This is a genomic window from Roseovarius sp. MBR-78 (assembly GCF_040547535.1).
Classification (GTDB): Bacteria; Pseudomonadota; Alphaproteobacteria; order Rhodobacterales; family Rhodobacteraceae; genus Roseovarius.
Genome location: NZ_JBEPPX010000008.1, coordinates 139,159 through 161,815 on the forward strand (window position 1 = coordinate 139,159; position 22,657 = coordinate 161,815).

Consider the following 22,657-nt stretch of genomic DNA (forward strand, 5'->3'; position numbering starts at 1 on the left):
GTAACTCAGTGATGAGGATGCAGCGCATCCTTGAGGTAAACGCAGGTCAGGATCGTGAACACGTAGGCCTGAATGAAGGCCACCAGCAGTTCGAGCGCATAGATGGTGGCGATGGCCAGGACCGACAGCGGCGTGACCAGAAGGCCGATGCCGGTGGAGAGGATGACCATCGGGGCGAAAGCCGCGAACACCTTCACCACCGCGTGCCCGGCCATCATGTTGCCGGCAAGACGGATGGAATGGCTGACGGGACGCACGAAATAGGAAATCACCTCGATCAGCGCCAGCACAGGGCGCAGCGGCAGAGGCGCCGAAGTGACCCAGAAGAGACTCAGGAACCCCGCACCGTGACGCACGAAACCGACAATGGTCACGGTGAGGAACACCAGCATCGCCAGCACCGCCGTTACCGCGATGTGCGAGGTGGTGGTGAAGGCCATCGGCAGAAGGCCCAGCATGTTGGCAAAGAGGATGAAGAGAAACAGCGTCATGATGTAGGGAAAGAAGACAAGGCCATCCTTGCCCGCCACATCCTCGACCATCTTGCGCACGAAATCATAGGCCAGCTCGGCGATGGATTGCGTGCGGCTCGGGATCGTGGCGCGACCGGCAGTGCCTAGGACCAGCAGCGCGAAAATCGCCGCCACGGTCACCGCCATCCATAGCGTGACGTTGGTCAGCGTGAAGATGCCGACCGCACCCTCGCCGAAGAGCGGCTTGACCATGAACTGATCCATCGGGTGAAAAACCAGACCGGGCTCTTCGGCCCCATGCGCTTCAGTCGCCATCCTTCGCCCTCTCATCCCCGCCCGTATCGGGCGTTTTCGTCTCCTGCATCTCGGCGGCGGTGCGCATCATCGTCTTGATGCCCGCCGCGAGACCCAGCAATGTGAACACGACAAGGAAAACCGGCAGCGTGCCAAACAGCAGGTCCAGCCCATATCCCATGCCGAAACCGATCAACAGACCGGCAACAAGCTCTATCACCATCCGCCAGGCATGCTGCGCCTGGGAATAATGCTCTTCCTGATGAGGGCGCTTCGCCTCGCCGCCACGCAGCCTAGCGATCCGCGCCTCAAGCTGGCGTAGCCGCTCGCTGTCGTCTGGATCGGACACGCGCACCCCTCTCGGAACTTGAGCCATGTGCTAAGGTCAGGGGCGGCCGGAGTCAAGCGCGCCGAACGCGCCGGGGCGACATCTGCAAGCCATTGATATTTTGGGTATTTATACCAAGAAGAAACGGCAGTGGCAGTCTGCCACAGCCACCCCGCATGGGCATCGGGCGGCTGCGGCATGTTCAACCGAACGGTTGAGTATCACCGCACCACGAAGACCGACACCTTGGCGTGCTGCGCGATATAGCCACCATGAGAACTGAAGATATGCTCCACAAATCCCGGCTTGTGGCTAGCCATGATGACCAGGTCGGCCCCGATCTTGTCGATCGCCTTCATCAGCTCCGCCGTGGTCTCCACCGCCGGATCATGCGCCATCAGCGGATCGGCCTTGACCGTGACGCCGTATTTTTCGCGCAACTCATCGGCAAAGCCCTGCAACCGGTCGCCGAATTCCCGCGGCGTGTGGCCCAGCTCGCCGGGCAACTCGCCGCCGACGCTCACCACGTCGATCGACGCGCCGTATTGCTTCGCCATGTCGCCCGCCACGTCGAGCGCCTTTTGCAGGGTGTCCTTGTGAACGAGATCGACGGGAACCATGATTTTCGAGAACATATGCTTTCCTTTCGCGTTTCCTTGAATGGTCTGCGGATCGTAGCGCCCCCAGCCTGACATTGCCTTGTTCGAGATCAAACCCCCTTTCCGGCCAGATTGGTGCGAAAAACGGCGCTTTGGCGGCGCGCGGCGGGGATGCCCGTTGACGCGTGCCGCGCGCTCGGGCTTAACACCGGCATGGACAAGGCCCACGCCCTCGACACGGTTTTCGCCGCCCTCGCCGATCCCACGCGCCGCGCGATCCTCGCCATGCTGCTTGAGGATGACATGGCCGTGACCGACGTGGCCGAACCGTTCGAAATGAGCCTTGCCGCGATTTCCAAGCATCTGGGCATTCTCAGCCGCGCCGGGCTGATCAGCCAGGAGCGGCGCGGGCGCGTGGTCTGGTGCAAGCTGGAGCCGGACGCGTTGCGCGACGCCTCGATCTGGATGCAGGGCTTTGGCCAGTTCGAGGCGGTTCATCTCGACGCGTTCGAGCGGTTCCTGCAAAGCGAGCTGCCCGGTGATCCCTGATCTGCGCCACCTGCCCGCGCCCTGTATCGAGCGCGTGCCGGAAGCCATCCTCATGCCGATGGCACCGGGGCGCGGCCATGCCTGCGGCGTGCTCGACGCCGAGGGGCACCCCATCGCGGCGGCGCGCACGCGCATCGGCCCCAACGGGTTTACCGCCGATCCCGCAGCCCCCGCCGATATGCCCGAAGCCCTGCCCGGCCGCTGGCTTTTCGCCGGGGTCGGGCGGCATCATTTCGGGCATTTCCTGCTCGAGGCGCTGCCACGTCTCTGGGCGCTCGATCATTTGGACGCCCGCCCCGACGGCATCGCGCTTGTGCCGATGGCCGGGCGCGACATCGCCGCCATCATCGCCCGCCGCCTGCGCCCGCTGCTCGACATGCTGTGCCAGGGGCTGCCGCTGCACCTTGTCGAGGCCCCCACCCGCGTGGATGAGGCGATCATCCCGACCCAGGGCTTTGGCCATCTCGACTGGAGCCACGGCACGCCCGAGGCCCGCGCCTATATGCGCCGCCATCTCTGCGCCGCCATTGCCCCCGACGGGCCGGAGCTTCTTTATATCTCGCGCCGCCGCCTCAAGCCCGCCAGCAAGCAGGTGCCGTTCGAGCAAAAGATAGAGCGCTGGGTGTCGCGCGCGGGCTACCACATCTTTTACCCCGAGCGCCATTCCATCGCCGAGCAGATCGCCTGCTATCGTGCGGCCAAGGCGATCATCGGCCCCGACGGCTCGGCCTTTCACCTCGCGCCCTTCGTGATGCGCCCCGGCTGCCGCGTCGCTCTCATCCAGCGGCGCACGCGCCAGCCAGCATTCAACGCCATCGTGCGCCAGATCGAGGTGATGGCCGAGGCCGATCTGTGGACCACCGGCGCGATCAGCGATCTGCCTGCCCCGGCCCCCGATCACACCGGCCCGCTGCCGCCCGCGCTCGGCGAGTTGCGCCGCGCCTTGCGGGGGGCGGGGTTTCTTTGACGTTCAGCCGCCCTGCCAGCCCTGCGCACGCGCCTTGAGAAAGCCAAGCAGCGCCTGCACCTTGATGGTGCGGTGCAAATCCATATGCGTCACCAGCCAGAGCGGCGCCGCCCACTCGGCCTTGGGCGCCATCACCTGCACCAGCCCCGGCACCTCGGCGGCCTGCAACACCGAGGTAAACCCGATCCCCGCCCCGGCGAGGATCGCATTGCGCTGCGCGTGCACATCGCCCGAGCGAAACACGATATTCTCTCCCGGCACGTTATCATGGAGCCAGCGATGGAACGGCGCGCGCGTCTCGGCGTCATCCGCCCCCACGAAGCGATGCGCGGCGAAATCGCCGCAGCCCTGCGGCATCCCGTGGCGCGCGACATAGCCCTCGCTGGCATAAAGCGCGAAATCCTGCCGAAAGAACGGCTGCACCACGTTATCGGGCTGGTCGGGCACGGCCCCCGCCCGCACCGCCACATGCGCCTCGCCATATTCGAGACGAAACAGCCGGTCGCCGGTGAGATAGCGCACCAGCAGATCGGGATAGCCGCGCTGAAACTCTGCCAGCGCGGGGGCAAGCAGATGGCTCAGCCCGCCGATCGAGGTCACCACCAATTCGCCCGACACCTCGTTGCCGCGCCCCTTGATGCGGCCTGCCAACTGGCCGAACTGGTCATCCGTGGCCTGCGCCACGCGCAACAGGTCGCGCCCCGCCTCGGTTGGGGTATAGCCGCGCGCGTGCCGCTGAAAGAGGCGCACCCCCAGCCGCTCCTCCAGCGCATCGATATGTCGGATGACGGTGGCATGATGCACGCCCAGCACCTCGGCCGCGCCGCTCACCGTGCCCACCCGCGCGACATGAAAGGCGGTGCGCACCTCGTCCCAGTTTTCCATCGCGATCCCCGCCTGTTGCACTGCACCGACCACTATGCGGCGGCCCCGTCGCGGTTGCAATCACCGAGGCTTGACTCAGGCATGCCCACGCCGTAAACGCCCTGCAATCCCCGGAGGCAGGCCGCTTCCGGTCCCTTGGGCATTGGTCCGGGATCGCCCTCCACCAGCGCGTTGCGCCCGTGGGGGCAGTTATGTTTTGATAGGCCCCTGCCGCTCGGGGGCGACCGGCAAAGGAGGCCCGGCCATGTTCGAAAACCTGTCCGACCGTCTCTCCGGCGTCCTTGACCGGCTCACCAAACAGGGCGCGCTCTCGGAAGAGGACGTGAAATCCGCCCTGCGCGAGGTCCGCGTGGCGCTTCTGGAGGCCGATGTTTCCCTCCCCGTGGCCCGCGATTTCATCAAGCGGGTGGAGCGCGAGGCCACCGGTCAGGCCGTCACCAAATCCGTGACGCCGGGCCAACAGGTCGTCAAGATCGTCCATGACGCGCTCATCGACACGCTGCGCGGCGAGGGTGATCCCGGCGCACTCAAGATCGACAACCCGCCCGCGCCCATCCTCATGGTCGGCCTGCAAGGCTCAGGGAAAACCACCACCACCGCCAAGCTCGCCAAGCGCCTCAAGGATCGCGAGGGCAAGCGCGTGCTGATGGCCTCGCTCGATACCAACCGCCCGGCGGCGATGGAGCAGCTCGCCATTCTGGGCCGCCAGATCGGGGTTGATACGCTCCCCATCGTCAAGGGCGAAGACCCGGTCGCCATCGCCAAACGGGCGAAAACGCAGGCGAGCCTTGGCGGCTACGATGTCTACATGCTCGACACCGCCGGGCGGCTGCATATCGACGCCGAGTTGATCGCGCAGGCCGCCGCCGTGCGCGACGTGGCCAACCCCCGCGAGACGCTGCTGGTGGTCGATGGCCTGACCGGTCAGGACGCGGTGAATGTCGCCACCGAATTCGATGACAAGATCGGCGTGACCGGCGTTGTCCTCACCCGGATGGATGGCGACGGGCGCGGTGGTGCTGCGCTGTCGATGCGCGCCGTCACCGGCAAGCCCATCCGCTTCGTAGGCCTTGGCGAGAAGATGGAGGCGATCGAAACCTTCGATCCAGAGCGCATCGCCGGCCGCATCCTCGGCATGGGCGATATCGTGGCGCTGGTGGAAAAGGCGCAGGAGACCATCGAGGCCGAACAGGCCGAACGCATGATGCGCCGGATGCAGAAGGGTCAGTTCAACATGAACGACCTGAAGGGCCAGCTTGAGCAGATGCAGAAGATGGGCGGCATGGAGGGGCTGATGGGCATGATGCCCGGCATGGGCAAGATGGCCAAACAGGTGCAGGACTCGGGCTTTGACGACAAGGTCATCACCCGCCAGATCGCCCTCATCCAGTCGATGACGAAAAAGGAACGCGCCAACCCGGCGCTGTTGCAGGCCAGCCGCAAGAAGCGCATCGCCAAGGGGGCCGGGCAGGATGTGTCGGACCTCAACAAGCTTCTGAAGATGCACCGCCAGATGGCCGACATGATGAAGAAACTCGGCAAGGGCAAGGGCGGGATGCTAAAGCAGGCGATGAAATCCATGATGGGCAAGGGCGGAATGCCCGACATGAACGACCCCAAGGCCATGGAAGAGGCAGCAAAGGCCATGGGCGGCAAGCTGCCCGGCGGTCTGGGCGGCATGGGCGGCGGCATGGGCCTGCCCCCCGGCCTCTCGGGCCTTGGCAAGAAGAAATAAACAGATGTCTGCCCCCCTCACCTCCGCCCCCGTGCTCGACACGCCCCGCCTTACCCTGCGCGGGCCAGAAGCGTGTGACATCGAGCCGATGATCGCCTTCCTGATGGATCAGACCCGCGCGGCGGGGTTTGGCCCGTCCGCCAACCGGGGCGAAGCGTGGCGCTGGTTCGCGCTCAATGTCGGGCACTGGCATATCCACGGCTATGGCTATTTCACGATAGAGGACAAGGAAAGCGGCACGCCCGCGGGCATCACCGGCATCTGGTATCCCGAAGGCTGGCCAGAGCCGGAACTGGGCTGGGTCGTGTTCGACGGCTTCGAGGGGCGCGGCATCGCCCATGAGGCAGCACTCCGCGCCCGCCAATGGGCCTATGAGGTGCTCGGCTTTACCACGCTTACCTCCAATATCGTCCCCGGCAACACCCGCTCCATCGCGCTCGCGGAACGCCTCGGCGCGTGGTTCGAGCGTGAGTATGACAATATCCACATGGGCCGCGACCTCCTCTATCGCCATCCCGGCCCCGACGCCGATGGCTCGGTCGAGGCCTACGCATGAGCAACTACCCCGACATCCCCGTGATCGAAACGCGGCGGCTGGTGCTGCGCGGCCCAGAGGCGGGCGACTATCCCGATTTCAAGGCAACCTTCGCCTCCTACCGCTCGCGCTTCATGGGCGGGCCGCTCAATGCCTACGAGGCGTGGATGCTCTACGCCGCCGAGATCGGCCATTGGGCCGTGCGCGGCTTCGGCATGTGGATGGTCCATGACAAGGAAACGGATGAGACCCTCGGCATGGCCGGGGGCTGGTTTCCGGCCAAATGGCCCGAGCGCGAAATCGCCTGGATCATCTGGCCAAACAAGGCCGGCCACGGCTACGCGCTTGAGGCCACCCACGCCGTGCGCCGCCATTTCTACGAGCGCCAGGGCTGGGAGGGGGCGGTGAGCTATATCGACCCCAAGAACCTCGACAGCATCCGCCTTGCCGAGCGTCTTGGCTGCACCAAGGACCGCGAGGCCGCTACCATCGACGGCTCTGACGCGGTCTATCGCCACCCTGCGCCCGCTGCCGCCGCCTCGGGGCAGATCCGCGACGGGATCGAGCTTGAGATCGCGCATTACTGCGACCCGTCCTTCAGGCCGAAGGGGATGCCCATTGACTGATGCAACCACCCTTGCTGCGCAACTGCTCAGGGAGCACCGCGAGAGTATCGACCGGCTCGACGCGATCCTTGTCTTCACGCTTGCGGAGCGGTTCAAGCACACGCAGGCCGTGGGCAAGCTCAAGGCCGAACACGACCTTCCCCCGTCCGATCCCGCGCGCGAGGCCGCGCAGATCGAACGGCTCGAAGACCTGGCGAAATCCGCCGATCTCGACCCGGAATTCGCCCGCGAATTCCTCAACTTCATCATCGCCGAGGTGATCCGTCATCACCGAAAGCATCAATCCTAGGGCGGGGATTTCCTCGCCCAACCCCCGCCATTAAAGGAGACACTCAAATGGCCATGAAAATCCGCCTTGCCCGTGGTGGCAGCAAGAAACGCCCCTTCTACCGCATCGTCGCCGCCGATAGCCGGATGCCGCGCGATGGCCGCTTCATCGAGAAGCTGGGCACCTACAACCCGCTCCTGCCCAAGGACAGCGAAGACCGCGTGAAGATGGATATCGAGCGCATCCAGCACTGGCTGTCGCAAGGCGCGCAACCCACCGACCGCATCAGCCGGATGCTGGAAGCCGCAGGCGTGATCGCCAAGAAAGAGCGTGCCAACCTCAAAAAGGCCGAGCCGGGCAAGAAAGCCCAGGAACGCGCCGCCCAAAAGGCCGAGAAGGCCGCTGCGGCAGCCGAGGCCCCGGCAGAGGAATAAGGCACGCAAGGCACTGGAATGTCAGAGTTTTCCGCAGACTTCCAGGCCGATCTTCTGCGCCTGATGCAACGGCGGCGCGACGTGCGCCGCTTTCGCACCGATCCCGTGGACGAGACGATCCTGCGCGATTGCCTCGCCACGTTTTCGCTTGCGCCCTCGGTGGGGCTGAGCGAGCCGTGGCGCGTGGTCCGGGTGCAAAGTGCCGCCGCCCGCGCCGCCGCACTCGCCAATTTCACCGCCGCCAATGCCGCCGCGCTTGACGGCTATGACGGCGAAAAGTCGCGCCTTTACAGCGGCTTGAAACTCTCCGGGATGCGCGAAGCCCCGGTTCAACTCGCGGTGTTTTGCGACGAGGCGACGCCAAAAGGCGCGGGCCTTGGCGCGCAGACCATGCCCGAGATGCGCCGCTATTCGGTGGTGGGGGCCATCGCGCAATTCTGGCTCGCGGCGCGCGCGCGTGGCCTCGGCCTTGGCTGGGTGTCGATCCTCGATCCCGCGCGCCTTTGCCAAGACCTTGATATTCCGCAGGATTGGACGCTTGTGGCCTATCTCTGCATCGGCTGGCCCGAGACCGAGAGTGACACCCCCGAGCTTGAACTTGCCGGATGGGAGCACCGCCGTCAGGATGTGCCGGTGGAAACCCGCTGATGATTTGCCGCGAAAGGACCACGAGATGAGTGACACGGTCTGCGTTGGGGCCATCGCCGGGGCGTTCGGCGTCAAGGGAGAGCTGCGCCTCAAGAGCTTTACCGCGACGCCCGAGGACATCGCCGCCTATGGGCCGCTTTGCACCGAGGATCGCGCGCGGGAATTCGAGGTCACCCTCACCGGGCAGACATCGGGCGCGCTCACCGCACGCCTGACGGGCATCGCGACCAAGGAACAAGCCGACGCGCTGCGCGGCACGCGGCTATACGTGCCGCGCGACCGCCTGCCGGACCTGCCCGAGGATGAATTCTATCATGCTGATTTGATTGGGCTTTGCGTCCATGACAGCGGCGGCACCCTGCTTGGCCGCGTGCGCGCGGTGCTCAACCACGGGGCGGCGGACCTGTTGGAGATAGAGCTGCCGGGCGAGAGCCGCACCGTGCTTTTGCCCTTCACCCGCGAGGCGGTGCCGACGGTCGATCTTGCCTCGGGGCGTCTTGTTGCCGACCCGCCCGAGGGGATATTCTGAGCGCCATGACCGACGCCCCCAAATCGCACATGTCCAAGTCTCACGGTCGCAAGAGCATCCGCCCCTCGCTGACGCCGCGCGACCTGATGACCCCCGCCCCGGTCTTTGCAGGCAGTTGGACCGCGCGGGTCATCACGCTGTTGCCACAGGCCTTTCCCGGCATCCTCGGAGCGAGCCTGACCGGGCGCGCCCTGTGCGAGGGGCTGTGGTCGCTCGACACAATCGACCTGCGCGAGTTTGGCGAAGGCAAGCACCGCAACGTCGATGACACCCCCGCCGGTGGCGGCGCGGGAATGGTGCTGCGCGCCGATGTGATGGGGCGCGCCATCGACACGGCAATGGCAGGCACCCCCGCCGATTGGCCGCTCATCTATCTCAGCCCGCGCGGTGCGCCTTTCACGCAGGCCCGCGCCAGAAGCCTCGCCGCGGGCCCCGGCGTCACCCTGATTTGCGGGCGGTTCGAGGGGCTGGATGAGCGGGTGATCGAGCATTACGGAATCGAGGAAATCTCGCTCGGCGATTTCGTCATGACCGGCGGAGAGATCGCCGCGCAGGCGGTGATTGACGCCACCGTGCGGCTTATCCCCGGTGTGCTGGGCAACGCGGACTCGACCGAAGAAGAAAGCCATTCCAATGGCTTGCTGGAACATCCCCACTATACCCGCCCCGCCGAATGGCAGGGCCGCCCGATCCCCGAGGTGCTGACCTCGGGCGATCATGCCAAGGTTGCCGCGTGGCGGCGCGCGATGTCCGAACAGCTCACCGCCGAACGCCGCCCAGACCTGTGGCGCGCGCACGATATCGGGTGACGAACGCCTTGCCGGACGCAGAGACCCGGCTACGCCCTATGACACACCCTTAACGCAGGAGCCGCCGATGACCACCGACCCGCAAGCGCATACCGAAAAGATGAAGCGGATCAAGGCCGCGCGCGACAAGATGATGGCCACCAAGACCGGCGAAAAGGGGCTCATCATCGTCCATACCGGCAATGGCAAGGGCAAGAGCAGCTCTGGCTTCGGCATGATTCTGCGCTGCATCGGCAATGGGATGCAATGCGCGGTAGTGCAGTTCATCAAGGGCTCCATGCCAAGCGGCGAGCGCGACGTGCTCAAGGAGCGGTTCGCCGATATCTGCGCCTTTCACGTCATGGGCGAGGGCTTCACCTGGGACACGCAGGACCGCGAGCGCGATACTGAGATGGCGCAAGCGGCGTGGGAGACGGCCAAGGCGCTCATGAGGAACGAGGCCAACCGCATGGTTTTGCTCGACGAAATCAACATCGCGCTGCGCTATGACTATCTCGATATCAACGAGGTGGTCCGCTTTCTCGCCGAGGAAAAGCCGCCGATGACCCATGTCGTTCTAACCGGGCGCAGCGCCAAGGCCCCGCTCATCGAGATCGCCGATCTGGTCAGCGAGATGAAGGAAATCAAGCACCCCTTCCGCGAGCAGAACATCAAGGCACAGGCGGGCGTTGAATTCTGACACCGAGGCTTGATCGCCACGACGTTCCCGCCTATACCCCGCGAGGCTGGAATCGCCTTGGCGGTATCCGGTGCGTTTTCTGTTGGTATCCTGTCGGCGCTTTCTTCGGCCCTATACGACAGCCCCGGAAGACAACGTGACACGAAAATAGGACGGCCTGAATCTCTGGCGGGCGCATCTGCGGACCCGGAAGAAGACCAAGAGCTCTGAGGACGCGCGCAATCCTTGCGGGACAAACCGCAGGCAGATCAGGAGACTTAAGCGATGAATATTATCGCGCAAATCGAGGCGGAACAGATCGCCTCGCTCGGGAAGGAAATTCCCGATTTCAAGGCTGGCGACACCATTCGCGTCGGCTACAAGGTGACCGAAGGCACGCGAAGCCGCGTGCAGAACTTCGAAGGCGTGTGCATCAGCCGCAAGAACGGCAAGGGCATCGCGGGATCATTCACCGTCCGCAAGATTTCCTTTGGCGAGGGGGTGGAACGCGTGTTCCCGCTCTACTCGACCAATATCGACAGCATCGAGGTTGTGCGCCGGGGCCGCGTGCGCCGCGCCAAGCTCTACTATCTGCGCGCGCGCCGGGGCAAATCCGCCCGGATCGTCGAAGATACCCACTACAAGCCCCTCAAGGGCAAATCGGCGTAAGGACTGGCCTGATGAAAAAAGACATCCATCCCGATTACCATGTCATCGACGTCAAGCTGACCGATGGCACCATCGTGCAGATGCGCTCCACCTATGGGTCCGAGGGCGATACGCTCTCGCTCGATATCGACCCGTCGGTGCACCCTGCCTGGACCGGCGGCGGCACCCGTCTGACCGATGCCGGTGGCCGCGTGTCGAAGTTCAAGAACAAATATGCCGGTCTCGGGTTCTGAGCACCTGCATTGAACGACCCTGTAAAACGCCGTCCCTCGGGGCGGCGTTTTCGCGTTTGTCGGGGGGCGTGGGGCAATCTCACGGTGCCCGCGATGGCGCGCGGGATGGCAGGTGCCGGAACACGCCCCAGGCCGACCAGATCAGGATCACGCCGAGGCCGGTCTTGAGCGCGTGAGAGGGCACCAGCCCAAGCGCCAGCGCGCCGAGGATCGCGCCAAGGATCGAGCCTGCCCCAAGCGGCAGAATCGTCGCGTGCCACACCGCGCGCTCGCGCAAAACCGACCCGGCGGCGAAGTGGCGCGTGAGGCCAACGGCGATGGTTGGCATACCGACCAGCATCGACATCGACCCCGCAGCTTTCACATCAACCCCGAACAGAAGGATGAAAACGGGGATGATCAACTCGCCCCCCGCCACGCCCAGAAGGCTGGACACAAGGCCGATCACCACCCCGCAGGCGGCCGCAACCAGCACGGTGGCAACCATCCCCTCGCCGACCCGTCGCACAGGTTCTGCCTCGAACAGCCCCTCAGTAATCAGCACGGTCCCCAGCACGACCAGCAGGATGAGGATCAGCCGCCCCAAAAGCTTGTCTGACGCGCGCCGCAGCCAGCCCGCGCCGACCCATGCGGCAGACATCGCCCCCGCCAGCATCCCCAGAACCGCCGGGAGATGCGCGGCAATCACAGTCACCGGCACCGATGCGGCGCGAAACGGCAGGGCGGCGGCGAGCACGATAAAGCTGGCGACAAGGTTGACCGCCACCGCCTCGCGCGCGGAAAACCGCAAGGCACCGACCAGCGCGGGCAGGCGGAACTCGGCCCCGCCAAGGCCAATGAGCCCGCCCACAGTGCCAACAGCGGCGCCGATGCCAAAGCTGAGCGCAGGACGGCGCGGGCGGGTCATGGGTGCGCCCCGTCGATGGTGCGCGCGACGTGATCGCGGGCGACCGACATGGATTTGACGATGGCATGAACGGTCTCGCCGGGGTGCAACCCCAACTGAGCGGCGGCGCGCCGTGTGATGCGGGCAAGGATTTCATGCGCGCCGATGGCGACATGGACGGTGACCGCCGGCCCCTTGCCCTCGACAATCCGCGCGACGGTGCCGTTGATGATATTCTGCGCCGATAACCCCTCGGGGCGCGCGCGCGACAGGATCACCTCATGCGCCATGATCCGCACCCGCACCGATGCGCCGGGGGCCGCCGTGACGCCGGGCAGGAACAGCGGCCCGCCGGGCGCATCCAGCCGCGTCAACCCGTCCGCCAGATGTTCGGCCACGGTGGCGGGCAGCATCGCCGCCACCTCGCGGATGCCCATGGCGCGCAGGGCGTCCGGGTCGGCCATGACCTCGGCTGTTGTGCCCTCACGCACGGTGTGGCCCTTGTCGATCACCACCATGCGATCGGCCAAAAGCTGGGCTTCGTTCATATCGTGCGTCACCAGCACCACCGGCATGGCCAAGGACGCCCGCAGCGCGATGATCTCGCCATAAAGGCTTTCGCGCGTGGCGCGGTCCACCGCCGAGAATGGCTCATCCAGCAAGAGCGCCTGCGGGCGGCGCGCCAAGGCGCGGGCCACCGCCACCCGCTGTTGCTGCCCGCCAGAGAGCTGCGCGGGTCTGCGGTCGGCCAAATTGTGCAAGTTGACCAGATCAAGAATGCGTTCCGCCTCGGCCCGATCGGGGGCCTGCATCGCAGCCATCACGTTTTGCGCCGCCGTCATATGCGGGAAAAGCGCGTAATTCTGAAACACCACCCCAACCGCGCGGCGATGCACCGGCAGATCGACGCGCGCGGCGGTGTCCAGCCATGGAATGCCATTGACCGCCACCCGCGCATGCTCGGGCCGCCACAGCCCCGCGATGCTGCGCAACAGCGTCGTCTTGCCCGAACCGGAATGCCCGACCAACGCCAAGAGTTCCCCCGGTTCCACCCGGAACGCGATATCAAGCGGGATGGGCGATGCGGCCTGCACCATGACCTCTAGCGCCATCAGGAGAGCCTCCGCCCCATGCGCGCCGACAGCCGATAGGTCAGCGCGATGGTGAAAAGCGAGATTGCCACCAGCACGGCGGACATGGTGGCCGCGCCCTGATCGTCAAACGCCTGCACCCGGTCATAGATCGCGATGGCAATCGTCTTGGTCTCACCGGGGATCGAGCCGCCAACCATCAGCACGATGCCAAACTCGCCCAATGTATGCGCGAAGGTCAGCACCATCGCCGTCATCACCCCCGGCCAGGCCAGTGGCAATTCGACCTTGCGCAAGGCGGTCAGCGGCGACATGCCGCAACAGCGTGCCGCCTCGCGCACTTCGACCGGCACCGCCTCGAACCCGCGCTGCGCGGGCTGGATGGCAAAGGGCAGGTTGAAGATGACGCTGGCCAGCACCAACCCCTCGAAGGTGAACACAAGTTGATGGCCGAACAGGCCCTGCCACAGATCGCCCACCGGCGAATTGCGCCCGAAGGCGACCAGCAGATAAAAGCCGAACACCGTGGGCGGTAGCACGAGGGGCAGCATCACCAGCGCTTCGACCAGACCCTTGGCGCGGAATTCCCGATAGGCCAAAAACCGCCCCGCCAGCACCGCGACCGGCAGCAGGATCGCTACTGTCCACCCCGCCAGCCGCAGCGACAGCCAAAGCGCCGCCCAATCCATGCGTTATTCGCCCTCAGGCAGGGTAAAGCCGTAGCGCGCCATGATCGCGCGCGCCGCCGGTTGCTGCATGTAAGCGTAAAACGCCTTGGCTACGGGGCCTGCATCCTTCAGCAGCACCATGCGCTGACGCAACGGTTCGTGCCAGTCCTCGGGGATCAGCGCGTAGGTGCCGCGCGGGGCCACTTCTGGCGCGAGCGCCAGCGAATAGGCGATGATCCCGCCCTCGACATTGCCCGAGAGCGCAAACTGTGCCGCTTGGCTCACGTTCTCGCCCAGCACCAGCACCGGTTGCAGATCGTCCCACAGCCCGCGCGCGATCAGCGCCTCGCGCGCGGCAATGCCATAGGGTGCGTGATCGGGGTTGGCGATGGCAAAGCGGGTCAGGTGCCCGCTGTCCAGCAGCGTCCGCACCCCGTCAAACCCCTGTTCCACATTAAGGGCAGAGCCGTTGGGGGCGACCAGAACGACCCGACCGACCGCATAGACCATGCCCGCATCGCGCGTCAGGCCATCGGCGTGCAATGCTGTGGGCGTCGCGTCATCGGCGGCAAGGAACATCTCGAACGGCGCGCCTTCGCGGATCTGGCGTGACATATTGCCTGTTGATCCAAACGACAGGCGCAGCTTTTGGCCCGTCTTGGCGGTGAAGGCTTTGGCAACGTCTTCAACGGCGAATTGCAGGCTTGAGGCGGCGGCGATCACCGGCGCATCGTCTTGCGCCAGCGCGGGGCCAAGGCCAAGGGCCGCAATCGCTGCAAGAAGGAATCGGCGGTTGAAAAGCATCTTGCCCCCGGCTGATATATTCCAAGAAACATATCGCCCCGGATCACCCCGCCGGTCAACCGTTATTTTCCCTCGGGAATATCCCTAAGCAACGCCTGCATCGCCGCCAGTCGTGCCGCGCCGCCTTGGGCGGCGTCATCCTCGAACGCGCGATACAGCGTCAGAACCTCTTGCCCCAGTTCGCTCAGCACCGCCCCGCCGCCACCGGGGCCGCCGCGCGTGCTCTCGACCAGCGGCGCGCGGAACATCGCGTTCAGCGTGCCAATCAACTGCCAGGCGCGCTTGTAGCTCATCCCCATCTCGCGGCCCGCCGCCGCGATGGAGCCGCAACGCGCGATCCGCTCCAGCAATTCGGCCTTGCCGGGGCCGATCATCTCGCCATCGCCAAAGACGATGCGGATGCGCAGGCGGGGGCTATCGGGCACGGGTTCCATGGCGCGACAATCGCCCCGCCCGGCCCGGTTTGCAAGCAGGCCGAATCCCGCCACCCGCGCCGCGACCGGTGTCACAGTCGCGCGCCCCTTGCGCTGATCGCTTGCAACCCGGCGCGGTTTCCGCCAAACGCCGCCCCCATGACCAACCACAGACCACTCGAAGACAGGCGTCTTGCAGACTGCCTGTCCTGCATCGACGCCAACCTTGCCACCATCGGCACGCGCCTTGACGAATACCGGCACGAGATACAGGCCGCCCACGAGCATATGTGGGAGCATCGCCGCGACATGGACCACCTCGACAAGGCGGCCATGCGGCAATCCATCGACCAGATGATGCGCTCGTCGGACGTACTGCGCGTGCAGGCGCAAAAGCTTGAGAAGCTGCGGAAATCCCCCTATTTCGGGCGGTTCGATTTCCGCCGCGAAGGGCGGGGCGACGCGGTGCCGCATTATATCGGCATCCACGATTTCCGCGACGAGGACACGCAGGAGGCGTGGGTTTATGACTGGCGCGCGCCGGTCTCGTCGCTGTTTTACGATTTCGAGACCGGCCCCGCGCAATATGTCGCCCCCTCCGGCACGATCCCCGGAGAGTTGATGCTCAAGCGGCAGTTTCGCATCAAGAACAGCGAGATGGAATTCATGCTCGATGTCAGCGTGAATATCGTCGATGACGTGTTGCAGGATGCCCTCGCCGAGGCCAGCGACGAGGGCATGAAGAACATCGTCGCCACCATCCAGCGCGACCAGAATGCCATCATCCGCGATGCCGATGCGAAAACCCTGATTATCCAGGGGGTTGCCGGGTCAGGCAAGACCTCTATCGCGCTGCACCGGATCGCCTTTCTGCTCTATCGGTTCAAGGACACGCTGACCTCGGGCGATATCCTCATCATTTCGCCCAACCGGGTCTTTGCCGATTATATCGGCAACGTCCTGCCAGAGCTTGGCGAGGAAACCGTGCCCGAGATCGGCATGGAAACCCTTGCCGCGCAGATACTTGGCAACAAGATCCGGTTTCAGAGCTTTTTCGAGCAAACCGCCCGCCTGCTCGAGACAGACGACGCCGGGATGAAGGAGCGCATCCGTGCCAAGGCCGCCCCGGATTTCCTGCGCCAGATCGAATCCTACGCCCAACACCTTGAAAAAACATCGTTTCAGCCGCAAGACCTCGTGATCCGCAAGCGCCCCCTGCCCGGCTTCGTGTTCGAGACGACATGGCAACGCCTGCGCCGCCTGCCGATGGCAGAGCGCATCACCACCACCGGCAATCAGGCGATCCAGGCGTTCGAGGCGCAATACAATATCGAGCTGCGCAAGGAAGAGCGCGCGGTGATCCGCAAGGCGGTGCGCGGCATGGTCAACCGCACCACCCTACGCAAGGCCTACAAGAAATTCTACGACTGGCTGGAGCGCCCCGAGCTTTTCGCCCCCAAAGGCGGCAAGCTCGATTATGCCGATGTGTTTCCGCTCATCTACCTCAAGATGCTGACCGAAGGCGTCGAAAGCCCCTATGGCACTGTCAAACACCTGCTGGTGGACGAGATGCAGGATTACACCCCGGTTCAATACGCGGTTCTGGCGCGGCTTTTCCCGTGCCGGAAAACGATCCTTGGTGATGCCACGCAATCGGTGAACCCCTATAGCGCCTCGACGCCCGAGCGGATCGAGGCGGTGCTTGATGACGCGCATCGCGTGACGCTCAACAAGAGCTATCGCTCGACCTGGGAAATCATGCAATTCGCCCTGAAAATCTCGCCCAACCCCGACCTGATCGCGATGGAGCGCCACGGGCCGGAGCCGGATCTGCACATGGTGCAGACGCCCAAGGAGGCGCTGGCGCGGATCACCGCGATGATAGAGGCGTTCGCCGCCTCCGATCACAGCGCCTTGGCCATCCTCGCCAAGACCCAAGGAGAGGCAAAGCGCCTGCACAAGGCGCTCACCGGCGCGGGCATCGACGCGCGCCTGCTCGAAGAGGGCAGCGCCGGGTTTTCCACCGGCCTTCTGGTCTGCACGCCGCATCTTGCCAAGGGGCTGGAATTCGACCGCGTGATCGTGCCCGATGCAAGCGCTGCGGTCTATGCCACCGAGATGGATCGCAACATGCTCTACGTCGCCTGCACGCGGGCGATGCACCGGCTGAGCCTGATTTCCGTGGGCGCGCCGTCGCCATTCCTGCCGGTCGCGGAATAACAAAAGGCCCCGTAAAACGACAAACCCCCGAAGCATCCGCTCGGGGGTCGTCTTTGGTGTCGCGATGATATCGCAGCGTAGCTTAGAGCATACCTTCGCGTTGCGCCTTCTTGCGCGCCAGTTTCCGGGCACGGCGAATCGCTTCGGCCTTCTCGCGCGCTTTTTTCTCGGACGGTTTCTCGAAATGTTGCTTGAGCTTCATTTCGCGGAAAACGCCTTCGCGCTGCAATTTCTTCTTCAGGGCGCGGAGCGCCTGATCGACATTATTGTCGCGAACACTAACCTGCATGTGGTGTCACCACCTTCCCAAGTTGAAGTTGCAATAAGTTGCAGGAGATGGCCGTATAGCAAAGCGCCCCCGCCTTGTCTAGGGTGCGCAAAAAGGGGAACCCGATGTCCGAGACCGACGTGAAAACCCGCCTTCTGGAGGCTGCCAAACCGCATGTGCCCTTTGACGGATGGAGCGAGACGGTGCTGCGCCTTGCCGCTGCAGAGGCCGAAATCGAGCCTGCGATTGTCGATGCGGTTTGCCCGCGCGGGGCGGTCGATCTGGCGCTTGCCTATCACGAGGCGGGCGACGCCGCGATGGTGGCCGCGCTGCAAGAGGCCGATCTCGGCGCGATGCGGTTTCGCGACCGGGTGGCGTTTGCCGTGCGCACGCGGCTTGAACTGGTCGAGGACCGCGAGCTGGTGCGGCGCGGGATGACGCTGTTTGCGCTGCCGCAACATGGCCCCGACGGCACCCGCGCCATGTGGCGCACCGCCGATCGCATCTGGACGGCGCTGGGCGATACCTCGCGGGATATCAACTGGTATACCAAACGCGCCACGCTGTCGGGCGTCTACGGCGCGACGGTGCTCTACTGGCTGGGCGACGAGAGCGACGGGCAGGCGCGAACATGGGAGTTTCTCGACCGCCGGATCGAGGACGTGATGCAGATCGAGAAACTCAAGGCCAAGGCGCGCGAGAACCGGCTTGTCGCGGGCCTGATGGCCGGGCCATTGGCGTTTATGGGCCGCATAAAGGCCCCGGAAGACAGGCAACAGGCAGGAATGCCGGGGCGCTGGCAGGCCCGCAACTGAAGAAAGGCACGACATGAGCACCACCATGACAGCAGTCGAGATCACCGCGCCGGGCGGCCCGGAGGTTCTGCGCGCCACCACCCGCCCGGTGCCCGAACCGGCGGCGGGGCAGGTGCTGATCCGGCTGGCATGGGCCGGGGTGAACCGGCCCGACGCGTTGCAGCGCACGGGCAGCTATGCGCCGCCGCCGGGGGCATCAGACCTGCCGGGGCTGGAAGGCGCGGGCGAGATCGTGGCGCTTGGCGAGGGCGTCAGCGGCTGGGCCGTGGGCGATAAGGTCTGCGCGCTGTTGCCCGGTGGCGGCTATGCTGAATATGTGACGACGCCTGCCGCGCATTGCCTGCCCGTGCCACGGGGCATGGCGCTGCGCGAGGCAGCCTGCCTGCCCGAGACGTTTTTCACCGTCTGGACCAACGTGTTTCAGCGCGGCGCGCTCAAGGGGGGCGAGCGGTTTCTGGTGCATGGCGGATCAAGCGGCATCGGCACCACGGCCATTCAGCTTGCCCATGCCTTTGGCGCGCGGGTGTTCACCACCGCCGGATCGGCAGAGAAATGCCGCGTGTGCGAGAGCTTGGGCGCAGAGCGCGCGATCAACTACCGCGACGAGGATTTCGTCGAGGTGCTGCGCGCCGAGGGCGGGGCCGATCTGATCCTCGACATGGTGGGCGGCGCGTATCTGCCGCGCAACGTGCGCGCGCTCGCCGATGACGGGCGGCTGGTGCAGATCGCCTTTCTGCAAGGGCCCAAGGTGGAGCTGAATTTCGCGCAGGTGATGGTGCGCCGCCTGACGATAACCGGCAGCACCCTGCGCCCGCAAAGCGATCTCGCCAAGGCGCGCATCGCCGAGGGCTTGCGCGCGCATGTCTGGCCGCTCTTGGAGGCGGGGCGCATCGCGCCGGTGATGGATTCCGAATATCCCCTCATCGAGGCGGCGGCGGCTCATGCGCGCATGGAATCGAGCGCCCATATCGGCAAGATCGTCCTCAAGGTCGCCTGACTTGGACGCAGTTTCGCTGACGATCTTCACGCTCGCCGCGCTGAGCCTTGTCCTCAGCGCGGTGACGATCCGGCGCGATCCCCCGCTCTGCTGGCTATTTGCCCTGCCTGCCCCACTGCCTGCAACTGGCGACGGGCGGTTCGAGACCGTGCTCGATTATCGCCCCTCGACGGGACAGGCCCACGCCCCCGCAATCCTGCCGCGTGAGGGCGGCATGTCGGTGCTCTGGTTCGAGGGCTCTGCCGAGGCGCAGCCCGATGTCGATATTCGGGGTGTCGATCTGATACGGCACGCGGATGGTTGGCAGGTCTCGGACTCCGCCCCCCGGCTGACCCGCACGGCGCTTGGCCGCGCACTGGAGCCGCGGCAACTTGTCGTGACGCTGGGCAATACCGTCGCGCATGAGGCCGCACCGGGGCGGCTTTTCGCGACGGTGGTCTCGGTGGGCGGCTGGGCGATGGCGGTGATTGCCGATGTCACCCTGTCGCGCACCGGGCCGGTGACGGCCCGCAAGCTTGACCTGTCACCAATCCTCGGGCGCTCTTTCCTCATGAAATCGCCAATGCTGGCCTATGCCGATGGCAGCCACGCCCTGCCCGCCTATTTCGAGATGGGGCCGACCTTCGGCGCGCTGGTGCGCTTTGACGCGAGCGGCCGCGTGCGCGACCGGCGCTGGATGCGCAGCCGCCACGCCAAGGTGATTCAGCCGATGATCGTGCCGCTTGATGCGCAGCGCGCGCTGGCCTTCCTGCGCGATTTCGACCGCAGCGGCACGCTCTGGCTTTGCCGCAGCGCGGATGGCGGGCAAAGCTGGAGCGCCCCCGAACCCACGAGCCGCCCCAACCCGAGCGCGCCGGTGGCGGCGCTGGCACTGGGCGACGGGCGCATCCTGATGGCCGCCAATGACGATGCCACCGCCCCCGAGGCGCTGATCCTGTCGATATCCGGGGATGAGGGCGCAAGCTGGCGCGAGGTTCATCGGCTCAGCGGGCCGGGCGCGTTGCGCTATCCGATGCTGCGCCGGGTGGGCGACGTGATCGTGCTGGTGCATTCCACCGGCGGCAAGCGCGGGATCGCGGCGCATATCATGGGTGCCTCATGGCTGGCGGCACGATGAGGGGCGCGCTGGAATGGGCCGGGCTGGCGGTGGTGCTGGGCTGGGCCGGGTTCGCGCTGGCCGGTCTCTGGGCCGGGCCTCCGGGGGCGAGCGCGGCAGGCGTGGCGGTGGCGGCGCTGGTGCCGGCATGGCGGGGCAACGTCGTGGTGGCGGGGGCGATGGCGCTCCTGTCACCACTGGGCGTGATGCTGCCCGCGCTGGCGCTGCGCCACGTGGCGGCGGCCTGGGGGCTGCCGGTGGTGCCGTTTGCCACGGCGGAGTTGCTGATATTCCTCGCGGCCTACGGGATATTTCTCGCCTCGGCGATGGGGTTGGTGCCGGTCGATCTCTACCGGCTGGGCTATGCCCCCGTGCCGGTGGCGGCAATGGTGTTGGCGGTCTGTGGCTACGGGGCTTGGTCGGGGGCGGTATTCCTGCCGCTCGTCGCCGTCGCCGGACAGGCGCTGTGGGTCGCGGGCCTTGGCAGCAGCAACTGGTTCGATCATGTGCTGCACGCGCTGCTGGTGCCGGTGGTGGTGGTCGCGCTCATCGCGCGGGCGGTGTGAGCGGCAGCAACCCGCGCGATCTGGGTATTTTTGCCAAGAAGAAACCCCTTGGGACCGGCGATTACCTGACCGGGTCGAACAGCGCATCGCCCAGCGTGCAATCGCGGCTCACATCGCGCCCGCAAGGCACCGGATCGAGCGATTTCGACAGGCAGAGCCGCGCCTCCTCGATCCGGCCCGCGCGGCAGGTGATGGTGAGCATGTCGCGCCCCCACCCCGGATTGGCCTTGAGAAACGCCTCCTCGACAACGCGCGCGGGCAGTTTCACCGGCTGGTCGAGCTTGCGAAACACCGCCGGGCGGTTCACGCGCGCATAGGCGCGGCGCGACAGCGCGAAATAATCCGCCGCCGACAGGCCGGAGCAGGTTCCGTGCTTTTTCCACTGGTGCCAGGCCAGGCCGGGCGCGCCCATGATATCGGCCATGCCCGCGGTCATGGCACGCGAGGGCGGGCGCTGCGCGGTCTGGCAATAGGACGGCCAGCCGCGCGTGTTTTGCGGCCAGAGCCCGTGCAGCACCCAGCCATGCGCCCGGTCGCATTGCGCGGCCCCGCGCGCGCGGCCTTCGAGCGCGCACCATGTCGGCGACCAACTCAGCGCCAGCACGTAATAGTCGAACGCGCCCGCACGCTCGGCCCGCGCGGGATGTGCCGCCAGCAAAAGCGCCACTGCCAGAGATATCAAGACGCGCATTCTTGGTCTTTCCTTTTCAGCCCGGCTTGACTATACCGCTCGGGAATTTCCCGACAATGGAAACTCGTCCCGGTCGCACCGGGACCGCCCTCGCCGGGCATCAGGAAAGACGTGAGTGAAGGAGACTGGCATCATGTCCATGCCGATCATGACCAAGGCCACCGCCGTCTGGCTTGTGGACAACACGACGATCAGCTTCAAGCAGATCGCCGATTTCTGCGGGCTGCATGAATTGGAGGTGCAGGGCATCGCCGATGGCGACGTGGCCGCCGGCGTCAAGGGGTTTGACCCGGTCACCAACAACCAGTTGACCGCCGAAGAGATCGCGCTTGCGGAAAAAAACCCCGCGCACCGGCTGCGGCTCAAGTTCAACGCCGCCGCGCAGGGCGAGGAAAAGCGGCGCGGGCCGCGTTACACGCCGCTGTCAAAGCGTCAGGACCGGCCCAACGCGATCCTGTGGCTGGTCAAGTTCCACCCCGAGCTGGCCGACAGCCAGATCGCCAGGCTGGTGGGCACCACGAAGCCCACGATCACCTCGATCCGCGAGCGCACGCATTGGAACATCTCCAACATGGAGCCGGTCGACCCGGTGGCTCTTGGCCTGTGCAAGCAGACCGAGCTTGACGCCGCCGTACAGAAGGCCGCCGCCAAGAAGGCCGCCGAGGGCACGGCGATGAGCGATGACGAGCGGCGCAAGCTCTTGAGCACCGAGCAGAGCCTGAGCGGCGATGCCGAGCCGCGCATCCCGACCGCCATCGAGGGGCTGGAGACGTTTACCCTGTCGGATGGGCCCGACGAGGACGACCGGCGCGGGGCCGGTCTCGATGCCGACAGCCTGTTCAACCTGCCCGCCGATGGCGGGGACGACGAGGACGAGGACGACAGCCGCTGAAACCCGCGCCC

Annotated in this window: 30 protein-coding genes; 19 read left to right on the forward strand and 11 right to left on the reverse strand. The window is 65.7% G+C overall.

Features of this window, described 5'->3' with window-relative positions; translation table 11 throughout:
* Nucleotides 1-5: 5 nt before the first annotated feature.
* The 3 genes from ABIE58_RS08800 to ABIE58_RS08810 all read right to left on the reverse strand — a co-directional run bounded on the left by ABIE58_RS08800 (nt 6) and on the right by ABIE58_RS08810 (nt 1,730).
* Nucleotides 6-788 (reverse strand): F0F1 ATP synthase subunit A, encoded by a 783-nt coding sequence (locus ABIE58_RS08800; RefSeq protein ID WP_354544326.1) that lies wholly within the window; start codon nt 786-788, stop codon nt 6-8.
* A complete protein-coding gene (locus ABIE58_RS08805; RefSeq protein ID WP_354544327.1) occupies nt 778-1,116 on the reverse strand; it encodes an AtpZ/AtpI family protein in 339 nt (112 codons plus the stop codon). The genes ABIE58_RS08800 and ABIE58_RS08805 overlap by 11 nt, the downstream gene beginning before the upstream one ends.
* A 200-nt stretch (nt 1,117-1,316) precedes the next feature.
* Nucleotides 1,317-1,730, reverse strand: a complete 414-nt coding sequence (locus ABIE58_RS08810) for a universal stress protein (protein ID WP_354544328.1) — start codon at nt 1,728-1,730, stop codon at nt 1,317-1,319.
* A 135-nt stretch (nt 1,731-1,865) separates the two neighbouring features.
* Between ABIE58_RS08810 and ABIE58_RS08815 the strand changes: the two genes are divergently transcribed.
* Together ABIE58_RS08815 and ABIE58_RS08820 are read left to right on the forward strand one after the other, a co-directional pair.
* Entirely contained in the window at nt 1,866-2,243 is a 378-nt protein-coding gene (locus ABIE58_RS08815; protein WP_354544329.1) for an ArsR/SmtB family transcription factor, read from the forward strand.
* A complete protein-coding gene (locus tag ABIE58_RS08820) occupies nt 2,233-3,210 on the forward strand; it encodes a glycosyltransferase family 61 protein (RefSeq protein WP_354544330.1) in 978 nt (325 codons plus the stop codon). The genes ABIE58_RS08815 and ABIE58_RS08820 overlap by 11 nt, the downstream gene beginning before the upstream one ends.
* 3 nt (nt 3,211-3,213) lie before the next feature.
* Here ABIE58_RS08820 and ABIE58_RS08825 read toward each other — a convergent pair whose 3' ends face one another.
* Nucleotides 3,214-4,095 (reverse strand): LysR family transcriptional regulator, encoded by an 882-nt coding sequence (locus ABIE58_RS08825; protein WP_354544386.1) that lies wholly within the window; start codon nt 4,093-4,095, stop codon nt 3,214-3,216.
* Nucleotides 4,096-4,339: 244 nt separating this feature from the next.
* Here ABIE58_RS08825 and ffh point away from each other — a divergent pair, with 244 nt between their 5' ends.
* The 11 genes from ffh (at nt 4,340) to rpmE (ending at nt 11,239) form a co-directional block, all read left to right on the forward strand.
* Complete coding sequence (gene ffh / locus ABIE58_RS08830; protein WP_354544331.1) at nt 4,340-5,830, forward strand: signal recognition particle protein; 1,491 nt, start codon at nt 4,340-4,342, stop codon at nt 5,828-5,830.
* Nucleotides 5,831-5,834: 4 nt separating this feature from the next.
* Nucleotides 5,835-6,386: a GNAT family N-acetyltransferase gene (locus tag ABIE58_RS08835; RefSeq protein ID WP_354544332.1), complete on the forward strand. Its 552-nt coding sequence runs from the start codon at nt 5,835-5,837 to the stop codon at nt 6,384-6,386.
* On the forward strand, nt 6,383-6,991 hold the full coding sequence (locus tag ABIE58_RS08840) for a GNAT family N-acetyltransferase (protein WP_354544333.1): 609 nt from the start codon (nt 6,383-6,385) through the stop codon (nt 6,989-6,991). The genes ABIE58_RS08835 and ABIE58_RS08840 overlap by 4 nt, the downstream gene beginning before the upstream one ends.
* Complete coding sequence (locus tag ABIE58_RS08845) at nt 6,984-7,280, forward strand: chorismate mutase (protein ID WP_354544334.1); 297 nt, start codon at nt 6,984-6,986, stop codon at nt 7,278-7,280. Before ABIE58_RS08840 ends, ABIE58_RS08845 begins: the two co-directional genes overlap by 8 nt.
* A gap of 47 nt (nt 7,281-7,327) precedes the next feature.
* Entirely contained in the window at nt 7,328-7,693 is a 366-nt protein-coding gene (gene rpsP, locus ABIE58_RS08850) for a 30S ribosomal protein S16 (protein ID WP_354544335.1), read from the forward strand.
* 18 nt (nt 7,694-7,711) lie between these two features.
* Complete coding sequence (gene bluB / locus ABIE58_RS08855; RefSeq protein WP_354544336.1) at nt 7,712-8,341, forward strand: 5,6-dimethylbenzimidazole synthase; 630 nt, start codon at nt 7,712-7,714, stop codon at nt 8,339-8,341.
* Between the two features lie 25 nt (nt 8,342-8,366).
* Complete coding sequence (gene rimM, locus ABIE58_RS08860; protein ID WP_354544337.1) at nt 8,367-8,870, forward strand: ribosome maturation factor RimM; 504 nt, start codon at nt 8,367-8,369, stop codon at nt 8,868-8,870.
* 5 nt (nt 8,871-8,875) lie between these two features.
* Entirely contained in the window at nt 8,876-9,679 is an 804-nt protein-coding gene (gene trmD / locus ABIE58_RS08865; RefSeq protein WP_354544338.1) for a tRNA (guanosine(37)-N1)-methyltransferase TrmD, read from the forward strand.
* 67 nt (nt 9,680-9,746) lie between these two features.
* Nucleotides 9,747-10,358 carry a cob(I)yrinic acid a,c-diamide adenosyltransferase gene (gene cobO, locus ABIE58_RS08870; RefSeq protein ID WP_354544339.1) on the forward strand — a complete coding sequence of 204 codons (612 nt, stop codon included), beginning with the start codon at nt 9,747-9,749 and terminating at the stop codon, nt 10,356-10,358.
* A gap of 264 nt (nt 10,359-10,622) precedes the next feature.
* Nucleotides 10,623-11,006, forward strand: coding sequence for a 50S ribosomal protein L19 (gene rplS / locus ABIE58_RS08875; RefSeq protein WP_354544340.1), 384 nt, complete (start codon nt 10,623-10,625; stop codon nt 11,004-11,006).
* A gap of 11 nt (nt 11,007-11,017) precedes the next feature.
* Complete coding sequence (gene rpmE / locus ABIE58_RS08880) at nt 11,018-11,239, forward strand: 50S ribosomal protein L31 (RefSeq protein ID WP_354544341.1); 222 nt, start codon at nt 11,018-11,020, stop codon at nt 11,237-11,239.
* 79 nt (nt 11,240-11,318) lie between these two features.
* Here rpmE and ABIE58_RS08885 read toward each other — a convergent pair whose 3' ends face one another.
* The 5 genes from ABIE58_RS08885 to ABIE58_RS08905 all read right to left on the reverse strand — a co-directional run bounded on the left by ABIE58_RS08885 (nt 11,319) and on the right by ABIE58_RS08905 (nt 15,122).
* Nucleotides 11,319-12,146: a sulfite exporter TauE/SafE family protein gene (locus ABIE58_RS08885; RefSeq protein ID WP_354544342.1), complete on the reverse strand. Its 828-nt coding sequence runs from the start codon at nt 12,144-12,146 to the stop codon at nt 11,319-11,321.
* A complete protein-coding gene (gene modC, locus ABIE58_RS08890) occupies nt 12,143-13,237 on the reverse strand; it encodes a molybdenum ABC transporter ATP-binding protein (RefSeq protein WP_354544343.1) in 1,095 nt (364 codons plus the stop codon). Before modC ends, ABIE58_RS08885 begins: the two co-directional genes overlap by 4 nt.
* Nucleotides 13,237-13,905 carry a molybdate ABC transporter permease subunit gene (modB, locus tag ABIE58_RS08895; protein ID WP_354544344.1) on the reverse strand — a complete coding sequence of 223 codons (669 nt, stop codon included), beginning with the start codon at nt 13,903-13,905 and terminating at the stop codon, nt 13,237-13,239. The genes modC and modB overlap by 1 nt, the downstream gene beginning before the upstream one ends.
* 3 nt (nt 13,906-13,908) lie before the next feature.
* Nucleotides 13,909-14,688: a molybdate ABC transporter substrate-binding protein gene (modA, locus tag ABIE58_RS08900; protein ID WP_354544345.1), complete on the reverse strand. Its 780-nt coding sequence runs from the start codon at nt 14,686-14,688 to the stop codon at nt 13,909-13,911.
* A 62-nt stretch (nt 14,689-14,750) separates the two neighbouring features.
* Nucleotides 14,751-15,122: a winged helix-turn-helix domain-containing protein gene (locus tag ABIE58_RS08905; RefSeq protein WP_354544346.1), complete on the reverse strand. Its 372-nt coding sequence runs from the start codon at nt 15,120-15,122 to the stop codon at nt 14,751-14,753.
* Nucleotides 15,123-15,260: 138 nt separating this feature from the next.
* Between ABIE58_RS08905 and ABIE58_RS08910 the strand changes: the two genes are divergently transcribed.
* Entirely contained in the window at nt 15,261-17,321 is a 2,061-nt protein-coding gene (locus tag ABIE58_RS08910) for a HelD family protein (protein WP_354544347.1), read from the forward strand.
* A gap of 82 nt (nt 17,322-17,403) precedes the next feature.
* Here the strand turns inward: ABIE58_RS08910 and rpsU are convergent, their stop codons facing one another.
* Nucleotides 17,404-17,610, reverse strand: coding sequence for a 30S ribosomal protein S21 (gene rpsU, locus ABIE58_RS08915; RefSeq protein WP_008207378.1), 207 nt, complete (start codon nt 17,608-17,610; stop codon nt 17,404-17,406).
* Nucleotides 17,611-17,714: 104 nt separating this feature from the next.
* On the opposite strand from rpsU, the gene ABIE58_RS08920 reads away from it, so the two are divergent.
* Genes ABIE58_RS08920 through ABIE58_RS08935 form a run of 4 tightly spaced genes read left to right on the forward strand, consistent with a single transcriptional unit; the run spans nt 17,715 to nt 21,063 of the window.
* A complete protein-coding gene (locus tag ABIE58_RS08920) occupies nt 17,715-18,404 on the forward strand; it encodes a COQ9 family protein (protein ID WP_354544348.1) in 690 nt (229 codons plus the stop codon).
* A gap of 13 nt (nt 18,405-18,417) precedes the next feature.
* Nucleotides 18,418-19,401 (forward strand): NAD(P)H-quinone oxidoreductase, encoded by a 984-nt coding sequence (locus ABIE58_RS08925; protein WP_354544349.1) that lies wholly within the window; start codon nt 18,418-18,420, stop codon nt 19,399-19,401.
* Nucleotide 19,402: 1 nt separating this feature from the next.
* The gene (locus ABIE58_RS08930; RefSeq protein ID WP_354544350.1) at nt 19,403-20,518 is read left to right on the forward strand and encodes an exo-alpha-sialidase; all 1,116 of its coding nucleotides are present in this window, start codon (nt 19,403-19,405) and stop codon (nt 20,516-20,518) included.
* Nucleotides 20,500-21,063, forward strand: coding sequence for a hypothetical protein (locus tag ABIE58_RS08935; RefSeq protein WP_354544351.1), 564 nt, complete (start codon nt 20,500-20,502; stop codon nt 21,061-21,063). Before ABIE58_RS08930 ends, ABIE58_RS08935 begins: the two co-directional genes overlap by 19 nt.
* A 61-nt stretch (nt 21,064-21,124) precedes the next feature.
* Here the strand turns inward: ABIE58_RS08935 and ABIE58_RS08940 are convergent, their stop codons facing one another.
* Complete coding sequence (locus ABIE58_RS08940; protein WP_354544352.1) at nt 21,125-21,754, reverse strand: ribonuclease T2 family protein; 630 nt, start codon at nt 21,752-21,754, stop codon at nt 21,125-21,127.
* A gap of 133 nt (nt 21,755-21,887) precedes the next feature.
* Here ABIE58_RS08940 and ABIE58_RS08945 point away from each other — a divergent pair, with 133 nt between their 5' ends.
* Nucleotides 21,888-22,646: a DUF1013 domain-containing protein gene (locus tag ABIE58_RS08945; protein WP_354544353.1), complete on the forward strand. Its 759-nt coding sequence runs from the start codon at nt 21,888-21,890 to the stop codon at nt 22,644-22,646.
* Nucleotides 22,647-22,657: the final 11 nt, after the last annotated feature.